At 51.8% G+C, this 19288-nt stretch carries 17 protein-coding genes, 2 tRNA genes and 3 rRNA genes; 13 read left to right on the forward strand and 9 right to left on the reverse strand.

Translation table 11 applies throughout. From position 1 onward, the window contains the following. Nucleotides 1–17 precede the first annotated feature (17 nt). Together rof and AL515_RS05990 are read right to left on the reverse strand one after the other, a co-directional pair. Nucleotides 18–278, reverse strand: coding sequence for a Rho-binding antiterminator (gene rof / locus AL515_RS05985; protein ID WP_061067285.1), 261 nt, complete (start codon nt 276–278; stop codon nt 18–20). After that, a complete protein-coding gene (locus AL515_RS05990; protein ID WP_003018499.1) occupies nt 265–465 on the reverse strand; it encodes a YaeP family protein in 201 nt (66 codons plus the stop codon). The genes rof and AL515_RS05990 overlap by 14 nt, the downstream gene beginning before the upstream one ends. 188 nt (nt 466–653) lie before the next feature. Between AL515_RS05990 and AL515_RS05995 the strand changes: the two genes are divergently transcribed. The 3 genes from AL515_RS05995 to nlpE are packed head-to-tail and all read left to right on the forward strand — an operon-like array spanning nt 654 to nt 2348. After that, entirely contained in the window at nt 654–1199 is a 546-nt protein-coding gene (locus AL515_RS05995; RefSeq protein WP_061067286.1) for a YaeQ family protein, read from the forward strand. Continuing rightward, nucleotides 1196–1618 (forward strand): alternative ribosome rescue aminoacyl-tRNA hydrolase ArfB, encoded by a 423-nt coding sequence (gene arfB, locus AL515_RS06000; RefSeq protein WP_061067287.1) that lies wholly within the window; start codon nt 1196–1198, stop codon nt 1616–1618. Before AL515_RS05995 ends, arfB begins: the two co-directional genes overlap by 4 nt. A gap of 31 nt (nt 1619–1649) precedes the next feature. Next, complete coding sequence (gene nlpE, locus AL515_RS06005) at nt 1650–2348, forward strand: envelope stress response activation lipoprotein NlpE (RefSeq protein ID WP_105242149.1); 699 nt, start codon at nt 1650–1652, stop codon at nt 2346–2348. A 43-nt stretch (nt 2349–2391) separates the two neighbouring features. Here nlpE and proS read toward each other — a convergent pair whose 3' ends face one another. The 6 genes from proS to metN form a co-directional block, all read right to left on the reverse strand. Then, nucleotides 2392–4110 carry a proline--tRNA ligase gene (gene proS, locus AL515_RS06010; RefSeq protein WP_061067289.1) on the reverse strand — a complete coding sequence of 573 codons (1719 nt, stop codon included), beginning with the start codon at nt 4108–4110 and terminating at the stop codon, nt 2392–2394. A 113-nt stretch (nt 4111–4223) separates the two neighbouring features. Next, entirely contained in the window at nt 4224–4931 is a 708-nt protein-coding gene (tsaA, locus tag AL515_RS06015) for a tRNA (N6-threonylcarbamoyladenosine(37)-N6)-methyltransferase TrmO (protein WP_048212632.1), read from the reverse strand. Further along, entirely contained in the window at nt 4928–5332 is a 405-nt protein-coding gene (gene rcsF / locus AL515_RS06020) for an Rcs stress response system protein RcsF (protein WP_061067290.1), read from the reverse strand. The genes tsaA and rcsF overlap by 4 nt, the downstream gene beginning before the upstream one ends. A 116-nt stretch (nt 5333–5448) precedes the next feature. Further along, on the reverse strand, nt 5449–6264 hold the full coding sequence (gene metQ, locus AL515_RS06025) for a methionine ABC transporter substrate-binding lipoprotein MetQ (protein WP_003829145.1): 816 nt from the start codon (nt 6262–6264) through the stop codon (nt 5449–5451). A 44-nt stretch (nt 6265–6308) separates the two neighbouring features. Next, nucleotides 6309–6962: a methionine ABC transporter permease MetI gene (locus AL515_RS06030; RefSeq protein ID WP_006686810.1), complete on the reverse strand. Its 654-nt coding sequence runs from the start codon at nt 6960–6962 to the stop codon at nt 6309–6311. Beyond that, complete coding sequence (gene metN, locus AL515_RS06035; RefSeq protein WP_061067291.1) at nt 6955–7986, reverse strand: methionine ABC transporter ATP-binding protein MetN; 1032 nt, start codon at nt 7984–7986, stop codon at nt 6955–6957. Before metN ends, AL515_RS06030 begins: the two co-directional genes overlap by 8 nt. Before the next feature lie 189 nt (nt 7987–8175). Here metN and gmhB point away from each other — a divergent pair, with 189 nt between their 5' ends. From gmhB to dkgB, 7 genes are all read left to right on the forward strand, one after another. Next, a complete protein-coding gene (gmhB, locus tag AL515_RS06040) occupies nt 8176–8742 on the forward strand; it encodes a D-glycero-beta-D-manno-heptose 1,7-bisphosphate 7-phosphatase (protein ID WP_048212629.1) in 567 nt (188 codons plus the stop codon). 365 nt (nt 8743–9107) lie between these two features. Further along, nucleotides 9108–10647 (forward strand): 16S ribosomal RNA (locus AL515_RS06050). Between the two features lie 85 nt (nt 10648–10732). Beyond that, nucleotides 10733–10808: transfer RNA gene (locus tag AL515_RS06055), tRNA-Glu, on the forward strand. A 219-nt stretch (nt 10809–11027) separates the two neighbouring features. Further along, a 23S ribosomal RNA gene (locus AL515_RS06060) occupies nt 11028–13934 on the forward strand. 92 nt (nt 13935–14026) lie between these two features. Beyond that, nucleotides 14027–14142: ribosomal RNA gene (rrf, locus tag AL515_RS06065) — 5S ribosomal RNA — on the forward strand. The 16S, 23S and 5S rRNA genes sit together here with 2 tRNA genes alongside, the layout of an rRNA operon. Nucleotides 14143–14197: 55 nt before the next feature. Further along, nucleotides 14198–14274 (forward strand) — tRNA-Asp (locus tag AL515_RS06070). Nucleotides 14275–14438: 164 nt separating this feature from the next. Next, complete coding sequence (gene dkgB / locus AL515_RS06075) at nt 14439–15242, forward strand: 2,5-didehydrogluconate reductase DkgB (RefSeq protein WP_061067292.1); 804 nt, start codon at nt 14439–14441, stop codon at nt 15240–15242. A 21-nt stretch (nt 15243–15263) separates the two neighbouring features. On the opposite strand, the gene yafC is transcribed toward dkgB, so the two are convergent. After that, a complete protein-coding gene (gene yafC, locus AL515_RS06080) occupies nt 15264–16178 on the reverse strand; it encodes a DNA-binding transcriptional regulator YafC (protein WP_061067293.1) in 915 nt (304 codons plus the stop codon). A 104-nt stretch (nt 16179–16282) separates the two neighbouring features. Between yafC and AL515_RS06085 the strand changes: the two genes are divergently transcribed. The 3 genes from AL515_RS06085 to AL515_RS06095 all read left to right on the forward strand — a co-directional run bounded on the left by AL515_RS06085 (nt 16283) and on the right by AL515_RS06095 (nt 19239). Then, nucleotides 16283–17458 (forward strand): MFS transporter, encoded by a 1176-nt coding sequence (locus AL515_RS06085; RefSeq protein ID WP_061067294.1) that lies wholly within the window; start codon nt 16283–16285, stop codon nt 17456–17458. Nucleotides 17459–17589: 131 nt separating this feature from the next. Next, entirely contained in the window at nt 17590–18390 is an 801-nt protein-coding gene (locus tag AL515_RS06090) for an endonuclease/exonuclease/phosphatase family protein (RefSeq protein ID WP_048212545.1), read from the forward strand. Nucleotides 18391–18468: 78 nt separating this feature from the next. Further along, nucleotides 18469–19239, forward strand: coding sequence for a class I SAM-dependent methyltransferase (locus AL515_RS06095; protein ID WP_061067295.1), 771 nt, complete (start codon nt 18469–18471; stop codon nt 19237–19239). Nucleotides 19240–19288 lie beyond the last annotated feature (49 nt).

Genomic DNA, 19288 nt, shown 5'->3' on the forward strand with positions numbered 1-19288 from the left:
GATAAGGCGAAAAAAAGTTAAGATTCGCTGACCACCACGGTACCAATTTGCGGGTGACTGAAACTGGCAATTTTGTCGAGACGAAGCTCCCGGGTTTCACCTGCGACATCTGCGACCAGATACTCCACGTTTTTGCGGGAAACCAGGTCATTTGCTTTTGCCTGTAGAACTTCGCCATCTTTGAGCGTCAGCGTCAGTAACAAATGGTGCTGGCAGGCGAGTTCAAGATTGTCGTAATCATCACAGTTGATGGGTTGATACGTTTCATTCATTGACATAATCGCTCACCAGTAAGTTCGCGGCAGCATACGCCGCTTTTTCCCTGACCGACTCTGGAAGGGCGCTGTCTGCCGCCACTTCATTAAGCACCTTCAATACGCAACCCAGCGCATCCGGGATATACCCTAAGTCTCCGCTGGCGATTTCCGCGTACCGCTTGCGTATTAACTCACAATATTTTTCCACATGCCCTCCTGTCAGCACTCTGACTTAACCGTGGATGCAAGTCTAAGCCTACGAAGATAAACTCTGTTTAGCAAGGTGACTATACCATACTCATTCAAGCAATATCAGCGCCTTGATAGAGGAGCAGTTAGCAGCCTTTTGCCGCAGTTTTCGCTACAATGTGCGCCTGATTCGAAAGGAGTTCTCTCATGGCGCTTAAAGCGACAATTTATAAAGCCGTCGTCAACGTAGCGGATCTTGACCGCAACCAGTTCCTTGACGCGACATTGACGCTGGCGCGTCACCCTTCAGAAACCCAGGAACGCATGATGTTGCGTCTGTTGGCATGGATTAAATATGCTGACGAGCGGCTGCAATTCACACGGGGTTTAAGCGCTGAAGACGAACCCGAAGCATGGTTGCGCAACGACCACCTGGGCATTGATCTCTGGATTGAACTCGGCTTGCCGGATGAGCGTCGCATTAAGAAGGCGTGTACCCAGTCTGCTGAAGTCGCTTTGTTTGCCTATAACAGCCGTGCAGCGCAAATCTGGTGGCAGCAGAACCAAAGCAAATGCGCGCAGTTTAAGAATCTTACCGTGTGGTATCTGGATGATGAACAACTGGCGCAACTGAGTGACTTTGCCGGTCGTACAATGGCGCTACAGGCGACTATTCAGGATGGCGCTATCTGGCTGTCTGATTCTCAGAATAATCTGGAAATTCACCTGACCACGTGGCAACCGCGTTCATGATTGTTATCTCCCGAAATGTCTCTATCCCAGATAACGAGCTGGAAATCACGGCGATTCGGGCACAGGGTGCAGGTGGACAGCACGTTAATAAGACTTCGACGGCTATCCATTTGCGCTTTGACATTCGGGCCTCTGGGCTGCCAGAGTATTACAAGGAACGCCTGTTGGCTGCCAGTCATCATCTGATTACAGGCGATGGCGTGATTATTATTAAGGCGCAGGAATACCGTAGCCAGGAATTGAACCGGGAAGCGGCAATCTCCCGACTGGTGGCGGTGATAAAAGAATTAACCGCAGTGCAGAAAAGTAGGCAGGCTACGCGCCCGACTCGCGCTTCAAAAGAACGCAGATTGTCATCGAAGGCGCAAAAGTCCACTGTGAAGGCACTGCGCGGGAAAGTTCGTCGCCCACAGGACTGACGAATGGGAATACAATATTGAGAAGGAATCTGTGGTGAAAACAGCAATACTGTCATTAGCAGCTGTATTTACACTCTTTGCCTTGATCGGCTGTAACAACCGCTCTGAAGTCGATGCTTTGCAACCGACGCAAGCGGCAGAATTAAAACCGATGCAGCAAAGCTGGCGTGGCATCTTGCCTTGCGCTGACTGCGAAGGGATTGAAACTTCTTTGTTCCTGGAAAAAGATGGAACATGGGTAATGAACGAACGCTATCAGGGCGTACGTGATGAACCGTCTTCGTTTGCTTCATATGGCTCGTGGGCGCGTACGGCTGATAAGCTGGTGCTGACCGACAGCAAAGGTGAAAAGTCGTACTACCGGGCAAAAGGCGAGGCGCTGGAAATGCTCGATCGTGAAGGTAATCCGATAGAGTCGCAGTTCAACTACACCCTCCAGCCAGTTTCCGCCAGTTTACCGGTGACGCCAATGCCGATGCGGGGAATGTACTTCTATATGGCTGATGCGGCAATCTTTACCGACTGCGCAACGGGTAAGCGGATGCCAGTGGCGAATAACGCCCAGCTTGAGCGGGACTATTTAGCCGCGCGCGCGGAAAACGGGCAATCTGTATTGCTGACGCTGGAAGCGCATTTCACAATGGAGGCGAACCCGGACACTGGCGAGAAAGTGAAAACGCTGATGGCGGATAAAGATGCGAAATTTATCCCCGGTAAAGGATGTAATTAATTGATGTAAAAAAGGCCCTGATCCTCAGGGCCTTTTGCCGGTATTAGCCTTTAATGGCTTTCACCAGGTAGTCAACGATGTCGCCGGTTTTAATCAGCTGTTTCTCGCCGTTACGACGATATTTGTATTCAATATCATCGTTATCGAGGTTACGGTCGCCGAGCACGATAGTGTGCGGAACACCGATCAGCTCCATATCGGCAAACATCACGCCCGGACGCTCTTTACGATCGTCCATCAGCACTTCGATGCCCTGTGCGCGCAGCTCAGCGTACAGCTTCTCAGCCAGTTCCTGCACGCGGTAGGACTTGTGCATGTTCATCGGCAAAATCGCGACCTGGAACGGGGCAATGGCGTCTGGCCATACGATGCCGCGATCGTCAAAATTCTGCTCAATAGCAGCAGCAACCACGCGAGTGACCCCGATACCGTAGCAACCCATGGTCAGGATCTGGTTACGACCATCTTCGCCCTGTACGGCGGCTTTCATCGCTTCAGAGTACTTGGTACCCAACTGGAAGATGTGGCCGACTTCGATACCGCGTTTGATCATCAGCGTACCTTTGCCGTCCGGGCTCGGGTCGCCGGCGACCACGTTACGGATATCTGCCACTTCCGGAGTTGCAACATCACGATCCCAGTTAATACCGAAATAGTGCTTACCGTCGATGTTGGCGCCGGCGGCAAAATCGCTCATTACCGCAACGGTACGGTCGATAACTACGGGAATCGGCATGTTCACCGGACCGAGCGAACCCGGACCTGCTTTCACGACGGCACGGATTTCTTCTTCAGTAGCAAAAGTCAGCGGGCTGGCAACCTGCGGCAGTTTTTCTGCTTTGACTTCGTTCAGCTCGTGATCGCCGCGAACCAGCAGAGCAACCAGCGGGTAGCTGCTACCTTCAACCGCTTTCACCAGCAGGGTTTTCACGGTTTTTTCGATAGGCAGGTTGAACTGCTCAACCAGTTCGGCGATGGTTTTGGCGTTCGGAGTATCAACCAGCGTCATTTCCTGAGTTGCTGCTGCGCGCGGCTCTTTCGGCGCAACGGCTTCAGCAAATTCGATGTTGGCAGCAAAATCGGAGCTGTCGGAGAATACAACGTCATCTTCGCCGCTCTGTGCCAGTACCTGGAATTCGTGAGAAGCGCTACCGCCGATAGATCCGGTATCAGCCTGTACTGCGCGGAAATCCAGGCCCATACGGCTAAAGATTTTGCTGTACGCGGCATACATCGCGTCGTAAGTTTCCTGCAGAGATTCCTGAGAAGTATGGAAAGAGTACGCATCTTTCATCAGGAATTCGCGGGAACGCATCACGCCGAATCGTGGGCGAACTTCGTCACGGAATTTCGTCTGGATCTGATAGAAGTTCAGCGGCAGCTGTTTGTAAGAGCTCAGCTCATTACGGATCAGGTCGGTGATGACTTCTTCATGCGTTGGGCCGAGTACGAATGAACGATCGCCACGGTCTGCGATACGCAGCAGTTCCGGGCCGTACTGTTCCCAACGACCGCTCTCTTCCCACAGTTCAGAAGGCTGAACGACCGGCATCAACACCTCGATCGCACCGGCGTTGTTCATTTCTTCACGCACGATGTTTTCGACTTTTTTCAGGACGCGCACGCCGGTCGGCAGCCAGGTGTATAACCCGGAGGCCAGCTTGCGGATCATCCCGGCGCGCAGCATCAGCTGGTGGCTGATGACTTCGGCGTCGGCAGGTGTCTCCTTCAGAGTGGAGAGCAGATATTGGCTAGTACGCATGTTGTTACGGTTCCAGTTGAACGATCGAACAGGCTCAAAACGAGCCTGGCACAAAACAAAAGTGGTTTAGTTTACCAGCGAGAAAGGGATGTCAAAAGAGTACGCGACGCAAATTAGCGGGCTTCCAGAGCAAAGACCTCAAATCCTGACGGTGTGACGCGCCAGCGGACGTTAAAGTCCAGCAACCAGACGGCGTAGGTTTTGCCTTCTTCCTCATTTTTACGGTAGGCAGGACGCGGATCCTGCGCCAGCACTTCGGCAATAAACTGACGAAGACGCGGGTAACGTTGTTCGAGCTTCGGTAGCTGCTCCGCGAGATCTTCACTGAACGTCACCTCGACGCTAGCCTGAGGTGCGTCCTGGGCATAGCTGGCGCGAGCATCAGGCAGCGATTCGGCAAACGGCAGATACGGCTTAATATCCACAACTGGCGTTCCGTCAACAAGGTCCAGTCCACCGAGTTCGAGGATTACGTGCTCTTTATGGCAGCGGATGCCCCGCAGCTCAACCAGCGACATACCGACAGGGTTAGGACGAAAGGTCGAACGCGTGGCAAAGACGCCCATTCTGGCGTTACCGCCCAGACGGGGTGGGCGCACGGTTGGACGCCATCCACCTTCCATTGTCTGATGAAAAACAAAAATCACCCACAAATGGCTGAATGCTTCCAGGCCGCGAACAGCATCGGCCTGGTTATAGGGCGCGAGCAAATGCAGTTCGCCGTTGGCGCTTTTCACCAGACCCGGCTGGCGCGGCACAGCGAACTTTTCTTTATAAGGAGAGCGGATAACGCCTATTTGCTCGAACTGAAAATGACTCATTTAGACGAAATGTTCAGAGCAGAACCGATGCAAACTGCCTGACGATAGCAGCCCGGCATCCCACTGGTTACTTCGCAGCTGTGCAGCAATACCGCATTTGCTTTCATTTTAGAGGCGTTAATCTGCATGCGTTTGCGTGCGGTTGGAATGCTCGGCGGGGAATCCTGGTTGGATGCCTGGCAGGATTCCCCGCTGACTTCGCCGAGATCGCGGAACGGTTTGCCCACTAAATCTTCAGCGTTAGTGATGATTCTTACCGGCGTCGCGCGCGGTGCTTTTGGTTTTTCCGGCTCCGCTTTTGGCGGGGTAGCGGTGCTTTGAACGGGTTCAACAGGGGATCTGCTTAACATAGAACAGCCGCTCAGCATGAGTGCTACTAAACAGATCGGTAAAGCACGCATAATATTTCCTCAATGAATGATCTAAACGTCAGATATTGAATCAGGTGCTTGCATAAATGACAAGACGGGCAAGCGCCCGTCCTGATGATATTACAGATTGTGAAAACAGCCTAAAATTACCAGCCTTTAACAGCACCGCCGTTGAAGACTTTGTTTGCCGCTTCGTAAACTTCGTCTGACTGGTATGCTTCAACGAATTTCTTCACGTTCTCAGCATCTTTATTGTCTTCACGCGTCACGATCAGGTTTACGTACGGAGAATCTTTATCTTCAACAAAGATACCGTCTTTTGCTGGCGTCAGGCCGATCTGGCTGGCATAGGTGGTGTTGATGACTGCCAGCGCGATTTGCGCGTCATCCAGTGAGCGTGGCAACTGCGGCGCTTCCAGTTCAACCAGCTTCAGGTTTTTCGGGTTTTCAATCACGTCCAGCGCGGTCGGCAGAAGGCCAACGCCATCTTTCAGTTTAATCAAACCGACTTTCTGCAGCAGTAGCAGGGAACGGCCGAGGTTAGTCGGGTCGTTTGGAATAGCGACCTGAGAGCCATCCTGCAGTTCATCCAGTGATTTGATTTTTTTGGAGTAGCCTGCAATCGGATAAACAAAGGTATTACCTACGGCAACCAGTTTGTAACCACGATCTTTGATCTGCTGATCCAGGTACGGTTTGTGCTGGAAGGCGTTAGCATCGATATCGCCTTTGCTCAGCGCTTCGTTAGGCAGAACGTAATCGTTAAACGTGACCAGCTCAACGTCCAGACCGTATTTTTCTTTAGCCACTTTCTGGGCGACTTCTGCAACCTGCTGCTCTGCGCCAACGATAACACCCACTTTGATGTGGTTAGGATCTTTTTCATCCTGGCCACAACCCACAAGTGCCAGAGAACCGATTAGGGCTCCAACTGCCGCAAAGGTTTTGAATTTGAACGCCATGCTTATTTCCTTTTCTTAATGAGTTTTTAGTGTTGTGTGTAACGTTATTTGTGCGTGACTACCCGGACGATGCGATCGCCAGATAACTGAATTAAATAAACCAGAACGACGAGCAATACCAGTACTGTATTCATTACGGTAGCGTTGTAACCAATATAGCCGTACTGATAACCAATCTGGCCAAGACCACCGGCACCGACAGCACCGCCCATCGCCGAGTAACCAACCAGCGTGATGAGGGTGATGGTGGCCGCATTGACCAGCCCTGGCAGCGCTTCTGGCAGTAATACCTTACGAACAATCTGCAGCGGTGTAGCGCCCATCGCACGTGAGGCTTCAATCAGCCCGGTCGGGATTTCCAGCAGGGCGTTTTCCACCATACGAGCAATAAATGGCGCGGCGCCGACGGTCAGCGGGACGATAGCGGCCTGCAGTCCGATAGAGGTGCCTACGATCATGCGGGTGAACGGAATCATCCACACCAATAAGATGATGAACGGGATGGAACGGAAAATGTTCACCAGTGCAGAGAGCGTACGGTAGAGCTTCGCATTCTCAATGATTTGCCCCGGGCGCGTGACGTACAACAGCACGCCAACCGGCAGACCAATCACAAAACCAAAAAAACCGGACACAAAGGTCATTGCCAGCGTTTCCCATACGCCGCGAACCAGCAGCCACATCATCGGCTCAGACATAACCCAGTACCTCTACTTTTACATGGTGTTCCTGCAACCAGTTAATGGCTGCTTGTGTATCTTCCTGTGTGCCGTGCATTTCAGTCAGCATGATGCCGAACTTCACGCCGCCGGCGTAATCCATCTGCGCGCTAATAATGTTGTTATTCACGTTAAAGCGACGGGCCGTCTCAGAGAGTAGCGGTGCATCGACCGAATGACCGGTGAATTCCATACGCAACATCGGCACGCTGTCGGCTTGCGGCTCTGCTTTTAACCGTTCCAGATAATCTTCCGGGATATCCAGGTGCAGCGTGGACTGAATAAATTTCTGTGCCAGTGGTGTTTTCGGGTGTGAGAACACTTCGCTGACGGTGTCCTGCTCAATCAGTTCGCCATTACTGATGACCGCGACGCAGTCACAGATACGTTTTACAACGTCCATCTCATGAGTAATCAGCAGAATGGTGAGACCCAGGCGACGGTTAATGTCTTTCAACAATTCCAGAATCGAGCGGGTTGTTGCTGGGTCAAGGGCGCTGGTGGCTTCATCGCACAGCAGTACTTTGGGATTGCTTGCCAGAGCACGGGCGATCGCCACACGCTGTTTTTGTCCACCGGAAAGGTTGGCCGGGTAGCTGTCGTGCTTGTCGCCAAGACCGACTAAATCCAGCAGCTCTGTTACACGGCGTTTAATCTCTTCTTTTGGTGTGTTATCCAGTTCCAGCGGCAGCGCAACGTTGCCAAACACGGTGCGGGAAGAGAGCAGGTTAAAGTGCTGGAAAATCATGCCAATTTGACGGCGCGCTTTAGTCAGCCCGGATTCAGATAGCGTCGTCAGCTCCTGGCCGCCGACCTGAACACTGCCTTCGGTGGGGCGCTCTAGCAGGTTTACGCAGCGGATGAGCGTACTTTTACCGGCACCGGAGGCGCCAATAACGCCATAAATCTGCCCGGCAGGAACATGCAGGCTGACATTGTTTAGCGCCTGAATGGTGCGAGTCCCCTGCTGGAACACTTTGGTGATATTCGAAAGTTTAATCATTGGTTATTTATTATCGTAATTAAGTTAGCCGTGGCATTTTCGTCTGTCTGGGACGGTCGACGCCGTCAACAAGATGGATGTTAAGGCATCCAGACGTCTAAATCAATCTAGCTTTGCACGATGAGCACTTTCTTGCCCGCCGAAACATGCGATACTAGAGCCACATGCCTTATTCAGGAGCTATAAAAGGTGGCAAAATCTGTACCCGCAATTTTTCTCGACCGTGACGGCACTATTAATGTGGACCACGGTTACGTCCATGAGATCGACGAGTTCGAATTTATCGACGGCGTTATTGATGCCATGCGTGAACTTAAAAAGATGGGTTATGCGCTGATTGTCGTGACGAACCAGTCTGGTATTGCCCGTGGCAAATTTACCGAGGCACAATTCGAAACGTTGACTGAATGGATGGATTGGTCATTGGCCGATCGTGATGTTGATCTGGATGGTATCTATTATTGTCCTCATCATCCGCAGGGCACAGTCGAAGAGTACCGCCAGGTCTGCGACTGCCGTAAACCGCATCCGGGTATGTTTATCTCTGCGCGAGACTTTCTGCACATCGATATGGCTGCTTCTTATATGGTGGGCGATAAAATAGAAGATATGCAGGCGGCGACAGCTGCAAATGTAGGAACGAAGGTATTAGTGCGCACTGGCAAGCCAGTCACTCCGGAAGCAGAAAATGCGGCAGATTTAGTGCTAAATAGTCTGGCGGACCTGCCAATGGCGATAAAAAAGCAGCAAAAGTAAACGTTATGGATAAAAGGTGAGCGGTTGAAACAAAAAAGCATTTTTCCGCTTGTCTTCCTGAGTCGACTCCCTATAATGCGCCTCCATCGACACGGCGGATGTGAATCACTTCACACTAACTAGCCGGGTTGATTGAAGGGGGAAACCTGAAAATGAGGGTTGACTCTGAAAGAGGAAAGCGTAATATACGCCACCTCGCGACAGAGCGCTAAAGCGCGTCGCAACTGCTCTTTAACAATTTATCAGACAATCTGTGTGGGCACTCGAAGATACGGATTCTTAACGTCGCAAGACGAAAAATGAATACCAAGTCTCTGAGTGAACACGTAATTCATTACGAAGTTTAATTCACGAGCATCAAACTTAAATTGAAGAGTTTGATCATGGCTCAGATTGAACGCTGGCGGCAGGCCTAACACATGCAAGTCGAACGGTAGCACAGAGGAGCTTGCTCCTTGGGTGACGAGTGGCGGACGGGTGAGTAATGTCTGGGAAACTGCCCGATGGAGGGGGATAACTACTGGAAACGGTAGCTAATACCGCATAATGTCGCAAGACCAAAGAGGGGGACCTTCGGGCCTCTTGCCATCGGATGTGCCCAGATGGGATTAGCTAGTAGGTGGGGTAACGGCTCACCTAGGCGACGATCCCTAGCTGGTCTGAGAGGATGACCAGCCACACTGGAACTGAGACACGGTCCAGACTCCTACGGGAGGCAGCAGTGGGGAATATTGCACAATGGGCGCAAGCCTGATGCAGCCATGCCGCGTGTATGAAGAAGGCCTTCGGGTTGTAAAGTACTTTCAGCGAGGAGGAAGGCGTTGTGGTTAATAACCGCAGCGATTGACGTTACTCGCAGAAGAAGCACCGGCTAACTCCGTGCCAGCAGCCGCGGTAATACGGAGGGTGCAAGCGTTAATCGGAATTACTGGGCGTAAAGCGCACGCAGGCGGTCTGTCAAGTCGGATGTGAAATCCCCGGGCTCAACCTGGGAACTGCATCCGAAACTGGCAGGCTAGAGTCTTGTAGAGGGGGTAGAATTCCAGGTGTAGCGGTGAAATGCGTAGAGATCTGGAGGAATACCGGTGGCGAAGGCGGCCCCCTGGACAAAGACTGACGCTCAGGTGCGAAAGCGTGGGGAGCAAACAGGATTAGATACCCTGGTAGTCCACGCCGTAAACGATGTCGACTTGGAGGTTGTGCCCTTGAGGCGTGGCTTCCGGAGCTAACGCGTTAAGTCGACCGCCTGGGGAGTACGGCCGCAAGGTTAAAACTCAAATGAATTGACGGGGCCCGCACAAGCGGTGGAGCATGTGGTTTAATTCGATGCAACGCGAAGAACCTTACCTACTCTTGACATCCAGAGAACTTTCCAGAGATGGATTGGTGCCTTCGGGAACTCTGAGACAGGTGCTGCATGGCTGTCGTCAGCTCGTGTTGTGAAATGTTGGGTTAAGTCCCGCAACGAGCGCAACCCTTATCCTTTGTTGCCAGCGATTCGGTCGGGAACTCAAAGGAGACTGCCAGTGATAAACTGGAGGAAGGTGGGGATGACGTCAAGTCATCATGGCCCTTACGAGTAGGGCTACACACGTGCTACAATGGCGCATACAAAGAGAAGCGACCTCGCGAGAGCAAGCGGACCTCATAAAGTGCGTCGTAGTCCGGATTGGAGTCTGCAACTCGACTCCATGAAGTCGGAATCGCTAGTAATCGTGGATCAGAATGCCACGGTGAATACGTTCCCGGGCCTTGTACACACCGCCCGTCACACCATGGGAGTGGGTTGCAAAAGAAGTAGGTAGCTTAACCTTCGGGAGGGCGCTTACCACTTTGTGATTCATGACTGGGGTGAAGTCGTAACAAGGTAACCGTAGGGGAACCTGCGGTTGGATCACCTCCTTACCTTAAAGAAACGTTCTTTGTAGTGCTCACACAGATTGTCTGATGAAAAGTAAATAGCAAGGCGTCTTGCGATTGAGACTGACACGTCCCCTTCGTCTAGAGGCCCAGGACACCGCCCTTTCACGGCGGTAACAGGGGTTCGAATCCCCTAGGGGACGCCACTTGCTGGTTTGTGTGAGTGAAAGTCGCCGGCCTTAATATCTCAAAACTTACCTTCGGGTGACGTTTGAGATATTTGCTCTTTAAAAATCTGGATCAAGCTGAAAATTGAAACGACACACTGTTTCATTTCTCCGTAATAAGAAATGAAAAGCGGTGTGTTCGAGTCTCTCAAATTTTCGCAACACGGTGATGTTTTACGAAACATCTTCGGGTTGTGAGGTTAAGCGACTAAGCGTACACGGTGGATGCCCTGGCAGTCAGAGGCGATGAAGGACGTGCTAATCTGCGATAAGCGTCGGTGAGGTGATATGAACCGTTATAACCGGCGATTTCCGAATGGGGAAACCCAGTGTGTTTCGACACACTATCATTACGTGAATCCATAGCGTAATGAAGCGAACCGGGGGAACTGAAACATCTAAGTACCCCGAGGAAAAGAAATCAACCGAGATTCCCCCAGTAGCGGCGAGCGAACGGGGAGCAGCCCAGAGTCTGAATCAGCTTGTGTGTTAGTGGAACGGTCTGGAAAGTCCGACGGTACAGGGTGATAGTCCCGTACACCAAAATGCACAGGTTGTGAACTCGAAGAGTAGGGCGGGACACGTGGTATCCTGTCTGAATATGGGGGGACCATCCTCCAAGGCTAAATACTCCTGACTGACCGATAGTGAACCAGTACCGTGAGGGAAAGGCGAAAAGAACCCCGGCGAGGGGAGTGAAAAAGAACCTGAAACCGTGTACGTACAAGCAGTGGGAGCCTCTTTATGGGGTGACTGCGTACCTTTTGTATAATGGGTCAGCGACTTATATTCTGTAGCAAGGTTAACCGAATAGGGGAGCCGAAGGGAAACCGAGTCTTAACTGGGCGTTAAGTTGCAGGGTATAGACCCGAAACCCGGTGATCTAGCCATGGGCAGGTTGAAGGTTGGGTAACACTAACTGGAGGACCGAACCGACTAATGTTGAAAAATTAGCGGATGACTTGTGGCTGGGGGTGAAAGGCCAATCAAACCGGGAGATAGCTGGTTCTCCCCGAAAGCTATTTAGGTAGCGCCTCGTGAATTCATCTTCGGGGGTAGAGCACTGTTTCGGCTAGGGGGTCATCCCGACTTACCAACCCGATGCAAACTGCGAATACCGAAGAATGTTATCACGGGAGACACACGGCGGGTGCTAACGTCCGTCGTGAAGAGGGAAACAACCCAGACCGCCAGCTAAGGTCCCAAAGTCACAGTTAAGTGGGAAACGATGTGGGAAGGCACAGACAGCCAGGATGTTGGCTTAGAAGCAGCCATCATTTAAAGAAAGCGTAATAGCTCACTGGTCGAGTCGGCCTGCGCGGAAGATGTAACGGGGCTAAACTGTGCACCGAAGCTGCGGCAGCGACACTATGTGTTGTTGGGTAGGGGAGCGTTCTGTAAGCCGTTGAAGGTGTGTCGTGAGGCATGCTGGAGGTATCAGAAGTGCGAATGCTGACATAAGTAACGATAATGCGGGTGAAAAACCCGCACGCCGGAAGACCAAGGGTTCCTGTCCAACGTTAATCGGGGCAGGGTGAGTCGACCCCTAAGGCGAGGCCGAAAGGCGTAGTCGATGGGAAACAGGTTAATATTCCTGTACTTGGTGTTACTGCGAAGGGGGGACGGAGAAGGCTATGTTAGCCGGGCGACGGTTGTCCCGGTTTAAGCATGTAGGCGGAGGTTCCAGGTAAATCCGGTACCTTTTTAACGCTGAGGTGTGATGACGAGGCACTACGGTGCTGAAGTAACAAATGCCCTGCTTCCAGGAAAAGCCTCTAAGCATCAGGTAACACGAAATCGTACCCCAAACCGACACAGGTGGTCAGGTAGAGAATACCAAGGCGCTTGAGAGAACTCGGGTGAAGGAACTAGGCAAAATGGTGCCGTAACTTCGGGAGAAGGCACGCTGATATGTAGGTGAAGTGATTTACTCATGGAGCTGAAATCAGTCGAAGATACCAGCTGGCTGCAACTGTTTATTAAAAACACAGCACTGTGCAAACACGAAAGTGGACGTATACGGTGTGACGCCTGCCCGGTGCCGGAAGGTTAATTGATGGGGTTATCCGTAAGGAGAAGCTCTTGATCGAAGCCCCGGTAAACGGCGGCCGTAACTATAACGGTCCTAAGGTAGCGAAATTCCTTGTCGGGTAAGTTCCGACCTGCACGAATGGCGTAATGATGGCCAGGCTGTCTCCACCCGAGACTCAGTGAAATTGAACTCGCTGTGAAGATGCAGTGTACCCGCGGCAAGACGGAAAGACCCCGTGAACCTTTACTATAGCTTGACACTGAACACTGGTCCTTGATGTGTAGGATAGGTGGGAGGCTTTGAAGTGTGGACGCCAGTCTGCATGGAGCCAACCTTGAAATACCACCCTTTAATGGCTGGTGTTCTAACGTGGACCCGTAATCCGGGTTGCGGACAGTGTCTGGTGGGTAGTTTGACTGGGGCGGTCTCCTCCTAAAGAGTAACGGAGGAGCACGAAGGTTAGCTAATCCTGGTCGGACATCAGGAGGTTAGTGCAAAGGCATAAGCTAGCTTGACTGCGAGAGTGACGGCTCGAGCAGGTGCGAAAGCAGGTCTTAGTGATCCGGTGGTTCTGAATGGAAGGGCCATCGCTCAACGGATAAAAGGTACTCCGGGGATAACAGGCTGATACCGCCCAAGAGTTCATATCGACGGCGGTGTTTGGCACCTCGATGTCGGCTCATCACATCCTGGGGCTGAAGTAGGTCCCAAGGGTATGGCTGTTCGCCATTTAAAGTGGTACGCGAGCTGGGTTTAGAACGTCGTGAGACAGTTCGGTCCCTATCTGCCGTGGGCGCTGGAGAATTGAGGGGGGCTGCTCCTAGTACGAGAGGACCGGAGTGGACGCATCACTGGTGTTCGGGTTGTCATGCCAATGGCATTGCCCGGTAGCTAAATGCGGAAGAGATAAGTGCTGAAAGCATCTAAGCACGAAACTTGCCCCGAGATGAGTTCTCCCTGAGACTATAAGTCTCCTGAAGGAACGTTGAAGACGACGACGTTGATAGGTCGGGTGTGTAAGTGTAGCGATACATTGAGCTAACCGATACTAATGAACCGTGAGGCTTAACCTTACAACGCCGAAGATGTTTTGGCGAAGAGACATCAGATTCAGCTTGATACAGATTACATCAGAACGCAGAAGCGGTCTGATAAACAGAATTTGCCTGGCGGCTGTAGCGCGGTGGTCCCACCTGACCCCATGCCGAACTCAGAAGTGAAACGCCGTAGCGCCGATGGTAGTGTGGGGTCTCCCCATGCGAGAGTAGGGAACTGCCAGGCATCAAATTGCAGTAAACCGGGATGAATAATCCGGGTAGTGACAAAGAAATTCGGTGGAGCGGTAGTTCAGTTGGTTAGAATACCTGCCTGTCACGCAGGGGGTCGCGGGTTCGAGTCCCGTCCGTTCCGCCACTTATTAAGAGCCCTGAGCATTTGCTCAGGGCTTTTTCTTTGCCTGTAACTTTATTATTGCTGAATTCGCAAAAATCCTCTGCATTGTTCGCTCTTTTTCTATAAAGAGCAGAAGGTCATAATCCCCTCAGTTAACGAACATTGTGATTAAAAAGAGGAATTCTATGACAATCCCTGCATTTGGTTTAGGTACTTTCCGCCTGAAAGACGACGTGGTTATCGCTTCTGTTAAAACGGCGCTTGATCTGGGCTACCGTGCTGTCGACACTGCACAAATCTATGATAATGAAGCGGCTGTTGGTCAGGCGATTGCCGAAAGCGGCGTACCGCGTAACGAACTGTACATCACCACCAAGATCTGGATTGAAAATCTCAGCAAAGAAAAACTGATCCCAAGTCTGAAAGAAAGCCTGAAGAAACTGCGTACAGATTATGTTGATCTGGCGCTGATCCACTGGCCATCTCCAGGAGATGCTGTATCTGTTGAGGAATTTATGCAAGCATTGCTCGAAGCTAAAGAGCAAGGGCTGACTCGTGAAATTGGTATCTCTAACTTCACTATCCCATTGATGGAAAAAGCTATTGCTGCTGTGGGTGCAGAGAATATTGCGACTAACCAGATTGAGTTATCTCCATATCTGCAAAGCCGTAAGGTTGTTGACTGGGCGAAAGAGCACGGTATCCACATCACCTCATACATGACGCTGGCTTACGGTAAGGCGCTGAAAGATGAAGTGATTGCTGGCATTGCGGCTAAACATAACGCGACGCCGGCCCAGGTGATTCTGGCATGGGCGATGGGGGAAGGTTACTCTGTGATCCCTTCTTCTACCAAGCGTGAAAACCTGGCAAGCAACCTGCTGGCGCTGGAACTGCACCTTGATGCGGAAGACAAAGCGGCAATCGCTGCTCTGGATTGCAACGACCGCCTGGTTAGCCCGGAAGGTCTGGCGCCTGAGTGGGATTAATTGCCTGACCCCTCTGTGCCTTTAACCCTCTTTTACAGCTCCTTCGGGAGCTGTTCTTATATATTCACTTAAAAAATCGATGAATGCCCGAATACGAGTACTGACGGCACGATCGCTGTAATACACCGCGCTGAAAGGCATCTCGACTGGCAGCCGTTTATCCGCCATCAATTCGACCAGCTTACCCTGAGCGATCTCCTTATCAATCATATAATCTGAAAGACAAGCAATACCGTTGCCGTTCAGGCAAAGCTGCTTCAGCGTTTCGCCACTGTTCGAAGACAGGCCGCACTCAACCTCATGTAATTGTCCGTCACTACAGGCAATGGGCCATGTATTGAGCGAAATGGGTTCAGAAAACCCCAGACACAGATGCTGCTTTAACTCTTCAACAGTCTCTGGCTTACCGAAGCGGGCAATATAGTCAGGTGAAGCAATAATCTTGCGGTAGCTGGTAAAGAGTGGACGTGCGCGCAGACTTGAGTCAGTCAAGGCACCGGCACGTATCGCAACATCCACTTTTCGTTCAATAAGATTGATAAATGTCTCTGAGGAAACCAGCGACAACGTCATCTCGGGATAGCGCTCACGGAAAGGTTTGATCAGGGGCATCAGGAAATGCAACATCACCGGTGTTGCCGCATCGATACGTAGCAGACCGCGCGGAGTATTACGCGACTCGATGATTTCCATTTCTGCAGCTGCCATTTCCTGCAGTACCTGCTGCACACGTCTGAAGTAACGCTCTCCTTCTTCAGTCAGGCTTAGCTGTCGGGTTGTGCGATTCAGCAAACTGACGCCCAGTTTCATCTCCAGCTTTTTTACTGCCCGACTGACCGCGGAATTGGCTTGTCCAAGCTGTTCTGCCGCCCGGCTAAAGCTACCGCTTTCAACTACGGCTACAAAAATCGCAAGTTCATCGGATGTCGCTTTCATTTTTGCACCTGAAGCAAAATTATATTGAGATTTTGAATATTTTTGTCATTAAAACATCCCGGCATACTACGTGTCATCTGATTATTGATGATATGGAGCTATTTATGCCTCTCGCTTTATTTGCACTCACAATAAGTGCCTTCGCTATTGGCACGACTGAATTTGTGATTGTCGGCCTGGTGCCGACCATTGCTGAACAACTGGCGATCTCTTTACCTTCTGCCGGGATGCTGGTTTCAATCTATGCGCTGGGTGTCGCGATCGGGGCGCCAGTATTGACTGCCCTGACCGGACGTCTGCCACGTAAGCAACTGTTGGTTGCGCTGATGGTTCTGTTTACGGCGGGGAATTTGCTGGCATGGCAGGCACCCGGGTATATGACACTCATTGTCGCCCGCCTGCTGACAGGCCTGGCACACGGCGTATTCTTCTCGATTGGTTCTACCATCGCGACAAGCCTGGTGCCAAAAGAGAAAGCCGCTTCCGCCATCGCCATTATGTTTGGCGGCTTAACGGTGGCGCTGGTGACGGGCGTGCCGTTGGGTACGTTTATCGGTCAGCACTTTGGCTGGCGCGAGACTTTCCTTGCTGTATCTCTGTTGGGTGTGATTGCACTGATTAGCAGCCAACTGCTGATCCCGGCCAACATTCCGGGTCGGGCGGCCGCCAGCATTCGTGATCAGGTAAAGGTGTTAACCCATCCGCGCCTGTTGCTTATCTACGCGGTTACGGCACTGGGTTACGGTGGTGTCTTCACTGCATTCACCTTCCTGGCTCCTATGATGCAGGACCTGGCTGGCTTTTCGCCGGCAGCGGTAAGCTGGATCTTACTGGGCTATGGCGTATCGGTCGCTATCGGTAATATCTGGGGAGGTAAGCTGGCGGATAAACATGGTGCTGTCCCGGCGCTGAAATTTATCTTCGCCGCGCTGTTTGTTCTGCTGATGGTTTTCCAACTGACGGCCTCCACGCAGTACGCCGCGCTGGCTACCATTTTGGTGATGGGGATCTTTGCCTTTGGTAACGTACCGGGGTTGCAGGTTTACGTGGTACAGAAAGCGGAACAATTTACCCCAAATGCGGTGGATGTGGCATCAGGTCTGAATATTGCTGCGTTTAATATTGGCATTGCGCTTGGCTCTGTAATTGGCGGACAAACGGTAGAGCATTATGGTTTAGCACAGACTCCGTGGATTGGCGCGCTGATTGTTCTGGTCGCTTTTTTACTGATGAGTATCAGCGGTCGCCTGGATAAACCGGCGCGGGTAGTATTGGGATAATTCATTGATGTAAGTACCCACTTACAAAACAAACTGTAATTGTTCGTTGAAAGTGAGTGCTAAAGTCCCTATAACAGAAGAACCAGTCCGGCTGCGGGCTGGTTGACGTTATAGAGGTTTGAAAGTCTAAAGTGCGAAAAAACACCTATGCCATGCGCTATGTTGCCGGACAGCCCGTTGAGCGGATTTTACCGCCTGGGTCATTTGCGCATATCGGCCAGGCATTACCTGCAGGCGTGCCGTTAAGCAGTGAAGATCGCATTCGCGTGCTGGTGTGGAATATTTTTAAGCAACAACGGGCAGAATGGCAGTCGGTGTTGAAGAATTTTGGCAAAGACGCGCATCTGGTGTTATTGCAGGAAGCGCAAACCACGCCAGAACTGGTGCAGTTTGCGACCGCTAACTATCTTGCTGCCGATCAGGTTCCGGCCTTTGTGCTGCCCCAGCATCCCTCTGGCGTCATGACGCTTTCCTCCGCCCACCCCGTTTACTGCTGCCCATTGCGCGAGCGTGAGCCGATTTTACGGCTGGCGAAATCGGCGCTGGTGACGGTGTACCCATTGCCTGACACTCGGCTATTAATGGTGGTGAATATCCACGCGGTTAACTTTAGCCTTGGCGTTGATGTCTATAGCAAGCAGTTACTTCCGATTGGCGATCAGATTGCTCATCACAGCGGTCCGGTGATCATGGCCGGCGATTTTAATGCCTGGAGCCGTCGACGGATGAATGCGCTGTACCGCTTTGCGCGTGAAATGTCACTGCGCCAGGTACGCTTTACTGACGATCAGCGCCGCCGCGCGTTTGGTCGTCCTCTCGATTTTGTGTTCTATCGCGGTCTGAACGTGAGTGAAGCCTCTGTGCTGGTCACCCGCGCATCTGACCACAACCCGCTACTCGTTGAATTCAGTCCCGGCAAACCTGAACAATAACGGTGTGTCAGGTCTGCCGTAGGGCAGGCCTGTGATGGTGCTGCTCTTCATATTTCACAACAACCGAAGGACAACACAATGACAACACGCTCCCACCATGACAACGTCGAAAAGCAGTTTGGCTCTCAGGCTAATGCCTATTTAACCAGCACCGTACATGCTACGGGTCGTGATTTACAACGACTGGCGGAAAGGCTGTCTGCTTTTCCACAGGCACGGGTACTGGATATGGGATGTGGAGCGGGGCACGCCAGCTTTGTGGCTGCGCAACACGTACAACAGGTCGTGGCTTATGATTTATCGTCGCAGATGCTTGAAGTGGTTGCTGAGGCGGCAAAAGACCGAGGTCTGGAAAATATCGCCACACGGCAGGGGTATGCTGAAAGCCTGCCATTTGAAGATAACGTATTTGATGTGGTGATTAGCCGCTATTCCGCGCATCACTGGCATGATGTCGGGCGCGCGCTGAGGGAAGTGAACCGCGTTCTGAAGCCCGGCGGTGTGCTGATTGTGATGGATGTGATGTCGCCAGGCCATCCGGTCCGTGATATCTGGTTGCAAACCGTGGAGGCGTTACGTGATACCTCACACGTACGCAACTATTCCAGCGGAGAGTGGTTGTCGTTAATCAATGATGCCAATCTGATTGCCGATACGTTGTTAACTGACCGTCTGCCGCTGGAGTTCAGTTCGTGGGTGGCGCGGATGCGCACGCCTGCAGCGTTGAGCGACGCGATTCGTGTTTACCAACAGAGTGCTTCTGTTGAAGTGAAAACCTACTTTGCGTTGCAGGAAGATGGCTCGTTTACCAGCGACACGATCATGGTTGAGGCGCATAAAGCGGGATAAATAAAAAAGGCACTGGGGGGAAGCCAGTGCCTTCATTTCTACAATGCTA

This window comes from Citrobacter sp. FDAARGOS_156 (assembly GCF_001559235.2).
Taxonomy (GTDB): Bacteria; Pseudomonadota; Gammaproteobacteria; order Enterobacterales; family Enterobacteriaceae; genus Citrobacter; species Citrobacter youngae.

Bases quoted from the DNA above. Each gene is read 5' to 3' on its own strand.
- rof (WP_061067285.1), bottom strand. From the start codon at position 278: ATGTCAATGAATGAAACGTATCAACCCATCAACTGTGATGATTACGAC.
- rcsF (WP_061067290.1), bottom strand. From the start codon at position 5,332: ATGCGTGCTTTACCGATCTGTTTAGTAGCACTCATGCTGAGCGGCTGT.
- AL515_RS06095 (WP_061067295.1), top strand. From the start codon at position 18,469: ATGACAACACGCTCCCACCATGACAACGTCGAAAAGCAGTTTGGCTCT.
- AL515_RS06030 (WP_006686810.1), bottom strand. From the start codon at position 6,962: ATGTCTGAGCCGATGATGTGGCTGCTGGTTCGCGGCGTATGGGAAACG.
- metQ (WP_003829145.1), bottom strand. From the start codon at position 6,264: ATGGCGTTCAAATTCAAAACCTTTGCGGCAGTTGGAGCCCTAATCGGT.
- metN (WP_061067291.1), bottom strand. From the start codon at position 7,986: ATGATTAAACTTTCGAATATCACCAAAGTGTTCCAGCAGGGGACTCGC.
- tsaA (WP_048212632.1), bottom strand. From the start codon at position 4,931: ATGAGTCATTTTCAGTTCGAGCAAATAGGCGTTATCCGCTCTCCTTAT.
- arfB (WP_061067287.1), top strand. From the start codon at position 1,196: ATGATTGTTATCTCCCGAAATGTCTCTATCCCAGATAACGAGCTGGAA.
- AL515_RS06085 (WP_061067294.1), top strand. From the start codon at position 16,283: ATGCCTCTCGCTTTATTTGCACTCACAATAAGTGCCTTCGCTATTGGC.
- yafC (WP_061067293.1), bottom strand. From the start codon at position 16,178: ATGAAAGCGACATCCGATGAACTTGCGATTTTTGTAGCCGTAGTTGAA.
- proS (WP_061067289.1), bottom strand. From the start codon at position 4,110: ATGCGTACTAGCCAATATCTGCTCTCCACTCTGAAGGAGACACCTGCC.
- dkgB (WP_061067292.1), top strand. From the start codon at position 14,439: ATGACAATCCCTGCATTTGGTTTAGGTACTTTCCGCCTGAAAGACGAC.
- AL515_RS05995 (WP_061067286.1), top strand. From the start codon at position 654: ATGGCGCTTAAAGCGACAATTTATAAAGCCGTCGTCAACGTAGCGGAT.